Consider the following 12477-nt stretch of genomic DNA (forward strand, 5'->3'; position numbering starts at 1 on the left):
TTGCCTTAGCTCTTTTCATTTTCAGTCGGATGACGTGGTGTTTCTAACATACGTGGAAAAGTGAAATGATAATTGTCGAGTGCATAACGAAACAGTTGGGCAGGGCGTTTGCCGACAATCTTTTGCTGTCCTGTTTCCTCAACGACCTCTGCTTCTTGCATACGACGTCTAAATGATTTTTTTTCTAATGTATGACCTAAAATAATTTCATAAATTGTTTGCAATTCAGTCAGCGTAAATAACTCAGGCATCAGGCTAGCAGGTAAGGCTGTATAGCGGGTTTTGTTGCAAAGACGATCAAATGCTAACTGTAGTAAGTCTTTATGATCGAAAGCCAAATCAAGTTTCAAGGCTTCATTTATAGAAAGCCACTCACTTTGTTCTGTTGTTGTACTTTGTTGAATTTGAAATTTATTAAAATCAATTAGGGCAAAATATAGCGAAGTGATTGACCAACCGCGTGGATCACGATGCTGATTGCCGATGGTCTCAACTTGTTCAAGATAAGGGGAGTGAATCCCTGTTTTTTCAAGCAGTTTACGGTGAGCTGTTGCCATTAAGTTGGGATCGGTTTTTAAATCGACAAAGCCGCCAGGCAGTGCCCATTTCCCTTTTTCGGGGAAGTTGGAGCGTTGAATCATTAAAACCTGTAATTGACCTTTTGCCACAGAAAAAATTGCCATATCAACCGTAAACAGCGGGGTGTCATAGTCTGTTTTTTGATAGTGGGCAAGGTATTCCTGTTCGGAGGTATAGGTCATTTAGCGTTATCTCATGGATGAGTGAATCAAGTATAAAGGTTTTTATAGATTTGAATGCGCTGTTTATAAATGAAAAAAGAGTTTAGCTTGTTTCGGCATAGCGACATCCGTTATCGAGAAATCAAAACTTTTGTGTATTGGCAATTGCATACTTTAAGGAATAAAGCCTAAACAAAAATCTTTCATTGCGACTGATTAGCAGATGCTGCATCCTGAGCCAAGTTCAAAGTAATACCAATTAGCATAATTAACCCCTCCTAACTCCCCTTGTCAGGGGAGGTTAGGAGGGGTTAAGATTTTTAACATAACATTTTGAACTTAGTGCAAGGCAGTTAAATGGGTTGTATCCATGCCACTTGTCATGATGTAGAGTAGATGAACTTCAAATTAGTGGTCTTGTATCGTTTTAGACCAATCTCTCCCGAATTTGATCAAGCGAGCACTCTCTTAACAATTGACTATTTTCAAATACAGTTTGCAGTGCGCCCATATTCTCCTGTTCAAAGCTTTGTTGATCAAATAACTCAAAGCCATTCGCTGTTTGTTCAACCCGTAATAAGCCCTTGGCTGATTTTTTAACGCCTGAATCCGTCACAGGGTCTTTAAACAGTTCACGACCAACACCATTCACTTGTCCCCAAGTGGCTTTGACCGCAAAACCAAAAGTATCACGAGTCAAATAGTTATAGGTATAACTACCAATTCCAAAGACCAGATTATTTGAAGCAAAACCTTTGGCTGACAAACCTTTTAAGATGTTTTGCGCACGTTCTAGGGTAATTGAGTCACCATAGATCAAACCGACACGTTCGTTTAGTACTCTATAGCCTTGTGCGGTTTCTGTTCCGCCAAAAATCTCCCATAAACATTGCACCGCACCTTTATAAGCGGGACTATCTAGCTCTGCATCAGGATCACCACAGATAATCTTTACTGGATCACCTGAATCGGGACGAAACACCACTTTGGCGAGTCCGAGCGCATTCGGTTGACGCTGTAAAATCTCGGCTTTTAATTCGACACTAAACTCAGTGATCACACGCCAGAAATCCCAAGTATCAGAAACGATACTGACGATGCCTGTAGGATAAAGCTCACAGATCAAACGTCTAAAGGTCTCGATTTCGCGTTCTTCACTGCCCATACACATCACACTGTGTTCGGTTGCAGGTACGGAAACCCCAATCACACCTGTAGCATTGTAATATTCTTCTGCATAGTCAATGGAAGCGACTGAATCGGTACCGATAAAACTGGTCAAGTGCCCCACGCCTGATTGGGCTGCATCATAGATCCCACTCATTCCACGGCTACTGAAATCATGTCCTTGAACTGGGATGAAATCTAAAGGCGCCCCCGTTTTTTCTGCATATTGTGTTAATAAACGCTTGTATTCATAAGCGATGGTTGCAGTGGTACAACTTTTCCATAGTTCGGCACTGAGCATGGTTTCGATATAGTTGGTTAACCAAAAGAAGTTTGGATCAGTGTTGATAATGGTCAATACAGGCACTTTGATATTGACTCGGCTACCTTCTGGCAATGCTTTAATTCTTAATGGTAAATAACCTAAATCATGTAAGTCTTCAATGTGTTCAACAGGCACAGCACCTTCACCTAGAGAATTGTCCATACGGCGTTTATAGGCTGCGACGACTTTGGCTTTGGGGTGATTGAAGAAGCCCTCGTTCCAAGTTTCAATCAAAAAATGTTTAATGAAACCTTGCAGACCAAAGAACACAATCTTGTCATCAAAATCAGGCAGCATTTTAGCTAAACGCGATGAACGAGGCGTAAAGTTGGCATAGACGTATTCAGTTCCCACTGGATATTGACGACGGTGGTCCGCTTTATAGAAATCAATTGCATTGAGTGGGTTGATTTTAATACTCATTTTTATACTCCTCGCGCTTTTAATCTTGGTTTTGAAAATTAATGATGTTGAGTTGGGTGGGTTCTACTTGAACCAAGCTGCTACTCGTAAACACTTGATCAATCAGTCCATCGAATACGGTTAAACCTTTGCTAAAAATGCCATGCGTGACATATAAAATAATATTTTGGCAATTTAGGCTACGCAGTTGTTTGGCAATACCAATAAAGGTTGCACCGCCATCACAAATATCATCGGTGATCACTGCGGTTTTTCCTGTCAGATCAGGGCTATTCACTGTCGTTGTACTAATTTTTCCAGTGCTAGGATCACGTTTTTTTCACAGTGAATCATCTCGATCGCATTCTGACGTTGTGAATTGATGCCATTAGCAATCGCTTGGGTACGTTGTGTTGCGCCTGCATCGGGGCAGACCAAAATCGTATTGTCGGCGGTTAAGATCTGCATCAATGCTTCACTTTGTTGAATGATCTGAATTGGTTCGATATTGATCACCTGTTGGAAGCGGGTATTTTGGCGTAATAGTTCAAGGGTCACTTGACTATGACAATCCCACACCACAATTTTTTGACGCTGTCCTGCAAACTTTTCTGTATTGCTATTCAATAACTTAGTCATCAAATCTAGTGAAAAGGCTTGACCTTGTGTACAGATGCGGTCTTGACGTGCATAAGGGAAATAAGGGATTTCCACAGAAAGGCGAGAGCCTTGCTCAAGCAACACATTTTCCAGTAACAGATAATCCATCACATCTGTGCTGTTATTCAGTGAGGCTTTGATCTGCGTGTTTTTTTGCAACTGATCTAATAAATTTTGTTTGAGTTGAATATGACGTTCACCACCTGAAAACTGCAAAAACTCGATGGGAACATTCGCTTGAGCTGTCATAAGTTGAATCGTCATTTTTTAACTTCTTATTTATAGTGGCTTAAAGCCAGTAAATATATATTGTCATAAAGACACTATTTAATGCAAGTGTTCTATAGAATTTTTTAGAAAAAGGGTAAGTGTTTTAAATAAATCATTAATTCAGAGAATAGTTCATAAAAAAGACAGCATGAATGCTGTCTTTTCGTGAAATACTCTATATGTATTTAGGCGATGAATCTTGTGAGCTTAGCTTGTTTTTAAATTGCCAGCCTTAAGAACAAAGGTGCGTTTAGGTTTTAGAATATAAATATTTTTATTTTGGTCTAATAGCCATAACCAATCGTGATCTTGTTTAATTGCAAAACCCCTTAGTTTCTCATCATTAAAAGTAGTTGCGATTAAAAAATCACTATTGAGTGTTTGATTTACATCTATATTTGAAAAAGCATCTGTGAGTAAAATTGCACTTTGTAGAAAGGTATTTTTAAGCTTTTCTTCATTGGCTTCTTCCCAAGTTTTTATTTTTTCAGGATTACTTGTTTCTTGCTCAAGGTTGTGGAAGATATAAATATTAGCTTTTGTTGATTCACTCTTAGTATTTGGTTTTGATGCTTTTAAGTGATATTTGAAGACCATCCTTATTGTATTTAACGTAGCATTCAAATGATATTCAGGTGCTATATCTAATTGATATGAGCGACCATCTGCCCACTTTGGGTATTTGATGATTTCTGAGTTAAATTGGTTTTTGAGCAGAAGATGAGGATTAATCGTTTCTGATATTTCTAGAAGATGGGGAATTTTCTTTTTTTGTTCAGCTTGTTCAGCTGTTGAACTAATTTTATCTACTGCCATATAACCAATAATAACACCAGTTAATGCAACTAAAGGGTCTACCCCTTGAACTGCTTGTATCGGGACTGGTACGGCTGCTGCATTCGTCATATCAATTGAGAAATCGGTATCACTGGTAGCTAAAGAAATTTTGATTGCTGTTTGTGGTGGAGTTAGTACCTCATCTGCGGACACAGATGAGGTAAAAGTAAAGATAACGACAGCCACAAACCAAGAGAGTTTGTTGAGTTTATTCATAATATTAATTAGTTATCGCCGTATTTGGTGTTTTATTGTTGAATAATTGCTTTTTATACTCTTGTTTTGATGCTTCGATTGCTAAATCAACTGCTTGTGAAACATTTGGATAAGATGGTGGTTGATCCCAATCACCATTTACAGGTTTTATTACACTTACAGGTTTCCACCATTTAATTTCATTGGTTTTTACATCAACGAGATGGGCAATTCCTCCATATATACCTTGAGGCGCAGAGGTTGGCACAACACTATAATAAGATCGGGTTGTACCAACTTGGGTACTCGTAATAATAAATACAAGATCTTTATCTTTTAGCTCTGATACAGCAGCGAGGTTCATCTGAAAAATTGCAGGGTTCTTTTTCTGTTCAGGTGTTTTGACCAAAGTAGGAACATTTTTTACATCTACCTTTACAACAGTTGCATCAAAACCGCGTTGATCAAATTCTTTTTCAATATCTTCTGCAAGTGCGCTATATGGTTCAAATTGTAGACTAGATACAAAGTTATCAAATTTATTAGAAATCGCATTATTGATAGCGATATCTAACAATCCTTGATTACCTGCTTTATAAGCCGCTGTTTTAGGTAGTTCATATACAACTACAGCGACTTTTTTGTTGGACTGTTGCCAAAACTCAGGTTGTAATTCCATTGGCTTAAGTGTGGCACAGCCTGTTAAAGTGATTGCTGTTAAAGTGATTGCTGCGAATTGCAAGCGCATAGGAGATTCCTTAAATATAGGGTAATTGTTAAATTTTTGATCTTTTACGTAAAGTAATGTTAATTGTAAATGATTATATTCTCATTACAATCATCCATTATTTATTTGGATGTTATTTGAACTTATTGTTTTTAATCATCGTTTCATGAAGTTCTGACCTTATTCTTCTGTGATATTGATCTTTAGGTCATAGATTCTGACAATACACTTTGTCAAAATTAAAAATGAAATGCGTTAGCCAAACTGTTTTAATCAATAAAAAGTCAGAAAAGCTAACAAATGCAATAAAACAATAAGGAAAGCATCCTATGAAATCTCTGGTTTGTCATAACGCTGAGTTAAAGCTAGAAGACAGTCTTCAATTAGTGCCTGCAAGAGGGCAAGTATTACTTGAAGTGGTACGTTGTGGAATCTGTGGTTCTGATTTACATATGCAACATCACTGTGACCATATGCATGATTTGGCAGCACGTGTAGGTTTTAATGGAGTTGCAAAATCCTCTGATAAATTAGTCTTTGGTCATGAGTTTTGCGGCAAGGTCTTAGACTATGGCCCAAAAACACGTCGTAAACTGAAAGTAGATACCTTAGTTTGTGCGATGCCATTGTTAAATGTTGAACCGCAAGGCTATGTTCCGACTGGACTGTCACCGAGTGCTTCAGGTGGTTATGCAGAGCAAGTCTTGGTTCAATCAAGTTTGATGTTTGAAGTGCCAAATGGTTTAGATGCGGATAGCGCAGCGTTGACTGAGCCAATGGCAGTTGCTTTACATGCAGTACGTCGTAGTCGCATCAAGAAAAATGAACCAGCAATCGTGATTGGTTGTGGTCCAGTCGGTTTGGGTGTGATTATTATGCTCAAAGCGGCAGGCGTCAAAACCGTGGTTGCTAGTGATTTTTCACCGAATCGCCGTCGTTTAGCTGAGCAATGTGGTGCAGATGTATTGATTGATCCTAAACAGCAATCTCCATTTAGCAGCTGGAAAGAGCTCGGTTTATTGGGCAATGTATCTGAAGCGATTAATATGGGGATGGGTATTTTTGACAAAGTTCAGACCTTCTCATTACCGTGGGTCAATGCCATGCGAGTGGGTGACAAACTCGGTTTATTACCTAAACGTCCCGTGATATTTGAATGTGTGGGTGTTGCAGGGATTATGCAGCAAATTTTGGAAGGAGCACCATTGTTCTCACGTATTGTGGGGGTTGGTGTCTGTATGCAAAGCGATAAAATCGAGCCTGCATTGGCGATTAATAAAGAATTGGAAATTCAGTATGTACTGGGCTATACACCGCTTGAGTTCCGTGACACCTTACATATGATTGCTGAAGGCAAAGTGGATTGTTCACCACTCATCACTGGTGTGGTGGGCTTGGAAGGGGTAGGTCATGCCTTTGATGCCTTACGTGACCCAGAACAACATGCCAAAATTCTAATTGATCCAAAACGTGCTGGTTCAGAGATTCAACTATTGGGTTGATGATGTGAATAGATCATCTATTTCGTTGTTATTATTGAGATAGATGATTAGGTCATAGATAAAATTAGGCAAGCATTACGATTGCCTAATTTTATAATCACGTTTATATCTATGTAATTATGTCTTGTTGTTTTAGATACGAGACTGAATCATGGAAATAACGATGAGAAAAATAATAATTTTAGCTGCATTGTTTTTAGTCTTGTTATTGAGTGTATGTTTATTTAGTTCAAAGCCAACTTTATAGTTGTTGCAACATAGTTTATTTGGCATTCCTCAAGACGATCGTCCTAAGCAATATCTCGATAAAAATGTACGAGTCTTTAAGGATTTATGCTATCCATCACGATATCAGAAGAATCAGTTTGATTTTTATGCGCCAAATCATCCTTTACAGCATAAACCTTTGATGGTTTGGATTCATGGTGGTGGTTTTATTGGTGGGGATAAATTTGAAGTTAAGGAATACGCAACTCGTTTAGCATATGAGGGTTATCAAGTGATGGTCTGAATTATGATTTAGTCCCTTCTGCTAAATATCCAGAGCCTGTTATTATGGGGTTAACAGCTTCTGATTATTTGACTGCAAACTTACCCACAATCTATTTGACCGACGGAAATACAGCATCTTTTGAATAGCAAGCTCAGCAACTTGCTATAGAACTTAAAAAGCGTTCAGTTCCGACGACGACCAGATTTTTTGATCAAGCAACTTATCCTACAGGTCATGAATATCAATTTTTACTAAAAACTGTACCTGCTCAGCTCACCTTCAAAGATACATTGCATTTCTTAGAGGAAAATCGAATTAGGTAAGTTGTTTTGATTTATAGAAGTACTCATAAGTATTTCTAAGGCTTTTTATTCAGTTTACTTTCTTTAAGAATTAAATTTTTTCCGTGGGAAATATCGAGAATGGATTGCAATAAGGGTTTTCACAATAAAGGCATATCAGTAAAAGGCTTACGTTGACTGATGTTTTGGTGTCTAAAATTTTTGTAGATGTATCGGTTAAGTCTGTACTAAATGTGGGGTGGCTATTCCATGATATTAAAGCTTAGAGTTGTAAAAATATATTCAATGTTGTTTGAGAGTGTAGTGTGGATATTTTAATCGGAAAATATTAAATTTCAGATGGATAACGGCTTTAATTGATATTCAAATCTTTAAAATAACAACAATACATAGCTTTTGCTTGGTTGCTGTTTAAGGGAAATAAGAAATGATTAATTTTGTACAACAAAGAAAAATTAATATTCATTCTAATGATATTTTTGCTCCAAAAAGAATTGTTCTATGCGGTGATATTGTAACCATGAATGATGATCATGATGTCATCTTAAATGGTTCATTGTGTATTGAAGGAAAAATAATCAAAGCAATTTTGAGAGAAGGAGAACAATTACCGAATGAATTCCAAGATATCATTCCTACAGTAATTAATGGGACAATTTATCCAGGTCTTTTTGATTTGCATAATCATTTACCTTACAACATGATTCCTTTATGGAATGTTGAAAAAACTTTTAATAATAGAAAGGAATGGCAGCGTATTCCTGAATATTACCCAGCCGTAAGTGCTCCATTTGGATTACTTAATAATCATAAAGATACTGATTATAGGCGCGCAATTATTAGATTCACAGAGTGCCGTAATTTGTTTGGTGGAGTAACAACTGGGCATGGTATGGGTTTAACTAAAGATGTGACATACGATGGTCTAATGCGAAATATTGAGAAGCCATTGGTGACTGAACTTCCGACAGTAAAGTCGAAAACCCCAGACTTTAATGCTGATGGTTTGAAGGATATGCTGCAATGGACAGGGGAAGGTAAACCTTTTATATATCATCTGAGTGAAGGTGTGGATGAGGATGCTAGAGAGCGGTTTAAAGACTTAGAAAGAGCAACAGGTGCTCTGAATTCTCATCTAATCTGTATACATTGTGTCGATCTAGAAGCAGAGGATTTTGATTCTCTTCGTGCTGTAGCTGGAGTAGTCTGGTCACCTACTAGTAATTTATTACTCTATGGTAAAACTTGTAAAATAACTGAAGCTAAGAAAAATGAAATTCCTATTGCCATCGGCGCAGATTGGTCTCCTAGTGGTTGTAAAAATATTTTAGGCGAACTCAAAGTTGCATATGCTGTAAATGAGCATTTAGGAAAAGTTTTAACAGAAAGGGAGCTAGTTGCCGCAGTAACTAGTACGCCAGCAAAAATGATTGGTTGGGATCATTGCTTAGGTAGTATTGAATCTGGAAAGTGGGCAGATTTACTTATTTTGGAAGGGACTGGCGATAATCATTACATAAGATTAATTCAGGCAAAAGAAACATCAATACGCGCTGTGATAATTGATGGTCGTGTGCGTTTAGCTGAAGAAAATAATATGATAATTGCTGATTCAGCGACTATTGAAAAGATTGTTGTTGGAGGTAAGACTTTTCTTATTGATTTAGTTGAAGAGAATGATATGGGAGTCGGTGGAATTACTCTCAATGATGCGATAAATAAAATTCAATATGGTTTGGAAAACCTACCTCAATTTGAAGCTGAACAAAAACAAAATATATTAGAAAGCGCCCACTTCAAGCGAAGTGATGATCAGTGGTATCTTGAAGATGAAATGCATGATGATAATTTTCTAGAGCTCTTAGCTCGAGAAAATAATTTACCTGCTAAAGCTATGGTTTTGCAGCCTATGACTGCTGTTGATGATCCCAAATTCAAAGAGTTAATGAGGGCAAGTATAAATATGCCCGAATATGCCAAAGCTGCATTCCATGATTGAATGAAAGAATCTATTGAAAATATTTGGCTATAGAGAAACACCCCAAAAGTTAGATTAAAAATATCCAACTTTTGGGGTGTAGTTCATTAATGATTAATGACAACTTATGTGACGCGCGTGGCCGTCATGCGACACATCTTCTGTCATTCTTGAACACGTAAATTCAAGAACTTATAAGTCTTTGCGACACATAATGAAAATTACTGCGACACAACCTATGTCATTTTTTGGATAAAATGACACAACCAATGACATTTTTGAAGTCCTTAATCTAATGCGTACGGTATATTTTTATAAATTTGGAATGATAGTTCGTGGCTAGGAAACTTCTTAACAGCTTTTCTCCATATTCGTCTTGCATTTTTGTAATCGCCACTATTCCAATGTATACCTCCCATGTTAAACCAAGCTAATGCATATTCAGGATTTAAAGAGATTACTTTTTTATAAGCATTAATAGACTCTTTTGTTTGGCCTAACTTTTCATAAGTTGACGCTAATTGAAACCAGCTCATGTCATCAGGTTGGATATTTAAGGCTTGTTCTAGTAACAATGGAAGGCTTTCTTTTGGACGATTGAGAAAAAGTAGTGCTGTCCCCAAGCAATAGCCGAATTCACCTTTTTCGAGATTATAAGCATTCCTAAAACAATATTCTGCTTCATTCCAATTGTTCTCTTCCTGTGCCCAATGACCAAGTCTATCCCAAAGAAACGCTGCATTTTCGGTTTTAGTAAAATGAATTATAGATTCAAATTGAACTTTGAAGGCAGAATAAGTGAATCCGATATTCACAGCTTCTGAACGTAAATAAAATTGATTTAATAACCATTCTCTAACACCATATGGGCAATTAGGATGTTTCTTCAGGTATCTATCCCAAAAAGAGATACTTAGCTTGGCATTTTCAATACTATCACGTCCAAATAAAGCAACTTGTTGAGCACACCATGACCAATTCCAATCCCCACTATTGGCAGTGTCACTAAGTAAGGTGTTGATTTCTCGAAATGCTGAACGACCTTCTTTTAAATTAAAGAGAGCATTGATTCTCCATCCTACAACGGAGAATTGTTTCTCAGTTGTTGATTCATTAAACACTGTTTCATCAAAGTATTTTAGTGCTTCCTTATATTGACCATCCTTTAAATAGAAGTTACCTAAAGCAAAATTAGCTTCTGGGAGGTTTTCATTGAAAGAGATGGATTTTTTATAACAAATAATCGCTTCAGTTCGAGTTCCTAAATTTTCATAACTTGAGCCAAGATTTTTATAACACATAGCTAGTAGCTGATTATCATTCTCATTCAAGTCATTTATAGCTTTCTTATATGCAAAGATTGCATCTTCATTACTACCTAATACGGAGTATCCATTTCCAATGGAGTATAAAAGACTTCCTGAACTAAATTGTTTGGTTTCTAACTTGGATTCTAGATAGTTAATTCCACTTTTAACTCTAACAAGATCAATTTCTTTTTGCGCCATTCCAATATTAATCTCAGCCATATAGCAATATATAATTGCATTATGATCTGATGGAAAAAGCGCTAAAAACCTATCGAAATTATCACTTATTATCTTATCTTCACCGCTGTTATAAAGAATTGAAAGTAAAGTAGTTGCATTTTTTTGATCTTCAGGGATATATAGGTCGAAGGGTATTGTTTTTATTGTACTTACCATCTCTGTAGGAGAGGTAGTAATTTGTTTAATTCTACTATTTCTTAGTTCATTAGAATTAGCTTTTGCAAGTTTTGCTAAGGATTCTAACCTTTGAATAGTAAGAAAGTCAGTGAAATTTATAGTAATAGTCTGTTGGGTCGTCCATCGTTGTTGAGAATGTTCATATTGGCGTAATACAGTATCTGCATAACAAAATTTAAGAGAGTTTGTAGGAATGTGGTAGCAGACAAAAAATGAATATTGTTGAGAGATTAGATAATTCAGATTAGATCGGTTTATATCTATACTGATAGAGCCATCTTTATTTAAAGCTTTTTTTGTTCCCTTTAATTGGACATGGATTCTAATATTAGTAGCATTTCCATCATTAACTACTTCTAATTGACAGTCTGTACCATAATCCTGTGTATCCTTTTGTTGGATCATGAAACATTCAGATTCATCTATGATTTTTTCAAAAGCGACTACAGCTTTACTCTCTATAATATGATTTGGATGTCGTTTAGGTAAGTCATCTAAATATTTCATGTCACGACCTATTGTATTATTGGTTTAAAGTAGATATTCATTTTTTGTTTTCCCCTGATTCATTTAAGGACTGCCGATTGAGTTCAGTTAGAATCTCAAGAATTTCTTCAGATGAAATGATATTTGCATTATAAAATGCATATGTAATATCACCAGGTATGCCACCAGCAGCAGTGCCAATAGCATGTAGTTCTATACTATTGATTTGTTGTGGGTAATAAAATTTAAAGAGTTTATTGAAATCTTCATTTGAAGCTGCATTGTATGTTGCTCGTGAAAAGCTCAATTCAGTTTCAAGCATATAGCCTTTGGAGGATAATTCTTTTACGAGCTCTTCAAAATTTAATGTCCCATTTCTAGAATGATAAATGAGTGTAAGAGCTGGAAATGTAGAACTCATATTTTTAGCCTCAAAATTTATTCATTGATTGAACAGTTGGAAAATATTGTTTTTTTTCAAGCATAAATATTTATATAGAATATGATTTGTACAGATCAAGGTAAACAGTAAAAGTATATTGAACGACAATTCGTGTCGTCTAAGTATAGAAATATCAGGTTAATTGGTTAAAGATTAGATTTTCATGAAATGTTTATATCTTATTCATCATGGTCAAAGTCTTGACAATACTGGCTTTTCCTCAA

The 12477-nt window shown here is 36.4% G+C and carries 9 protein-coding genes and 1 pseudogene; 3 read left to right on the top strand and 7 right to left on the bottom strand.

What is annotated here, in order from left to right; translation table 11 throughout:
• Window positions 1-5 precede the first annotated feature (5 nt).
• From MMP60_RS14005 to MMP60_RS14025, 5 genes and pseudogenes are all read right to left on the bottom strand, one after another.
• A complete protein-coding gene (locus MMP60_RS14005; RefSeq protein WP_241336975.1) occupies window positions 6-761 on the bottom strand; it encodes an NUDIX domain-containing protein in 756 nt (251 codons plus the stop codon).
• Window positions 762-1167: 406 nt separating this feature from the next.
• Window positions 1168-2655: a nicotinate phosphoribosyltransferase gene (locus MMP60_RS14010; protein ID WP_241336976.1), complete on the bottom strand. Its 1488-nt coding sequence runs from the start codon at window positions 2653-2655 to the stop codon at window positions 1168-1170.
• Between the two features lie 19 nt (window positions 2656-2674).
• Window positions 2675-3558 (bottom strand): annotated as a pseudogene (locus tag MMP60_RS14015) (phosphoribosyltransferase family protein).
• A 213-nt stretch (window positions 3559-3771) separates the two neighbouring features.
• The gene (locus MMP60_RS14020) at window positions 3772-4617 is read right to left on the bottom strand and encodes a hypothetical protein (RefSeq protein WP_241336977.1); all 846 of its coding nucleotides are present in this window, start codon (window positions 4615-4617) and stop codon (window positions 3772-3774) included.
• 4 nt (window positions 4618-4621) lie between these two features.
• Window positions 4622-5344, bottom strand: coding sequence for a hypothetical protein (locus MMP60_RS14025; protein WP_241336978.1), 723 nt, complete (start codon window positions 5342-5344; stop codon window positions 4622-4624).
• A gap of 308 nt (window positions 5345-5652) precedes the next feature.
• Between MMP60_RS14025 and MMP60_RS14030 the strand changes: the two genes are divergently transcribed.
• The 3 genes from MMP60_RS14030 to MMP60_RS14040 all read left to right on the top strand — a co-directional run bounded on the left by MMP60_RS14030 (window position 5653) and on the right by MMP60_RS14040 (window position 9619).
• Window positions 5653-6825, top strand: a complete 1173-nt coding sequence (locus MMP60_RS14030; protein WP_241336979.1) for a zinc-binding dehydrogenase — start codon at window positions 5653-5655, stop codon at window positions 6823-6825.
• A gap of 247 nt (window positions 6826-7072) precedes the next feature.
• Window positions 7073-7336 (top strand): hypothetical protein, encoded by a 264-nt coding sequence (locus tag MMP60_RS14035; RefSeq protein ID WP_241336980.1) that lies wholly within the window; start codon window positions 7073-7075, stop codon window positions 7334-7336.
• 711 nt (window positions 7337-8047) lie between these two features.
• Window positions 8048-9619, top strand: a complete 1572-nt coding sequence (locus tag MMP60_RS14040; RefSeq protein ID WP_241336981.1) for an amidohydrolase family protein — start codon at window positions 8048-8050, stop codon at window positions 9617-9619.
• 266 nt (window positions 9620-9885) lie between these two features.
• On the opposite strand, the gene MMP60_RS14045 is transcribed toward MMP60_RS14040, so the two are convergent.
• Window positions 9886-11832, bottom strand: a complete 1947-nt coding sequence (locus MMP60_RS14045; RefSeq protein ID WP_241336982.1) for a tetratricopeptide repeat protein — start codon at window positions 11830-11832, stop codon at window positions 9886-9888.
• Window positions 11833-11869: 37 nt separating this feature from the next.
• Complete coding sequence (locus MMP60_RS14050) at window positions 11870-12232, bottom strand: hypothetical protein (protein WP_241336983.1); 363 nt, start codon at window positions 12230-12232, stop codon at window positions 11870-11872.
• Window positions 12233-12477: the final 245 nt, after the last annotated feature.

Source organism: Acinetobacter sp. ANC 4805 (genome assembly GCF_022549495.1).
Lineage (GTDB): Bacteria > Pseudomonadota > Gammaproteobacteria > Pseudomonadales > Moraxellaceae > Acinetobacter.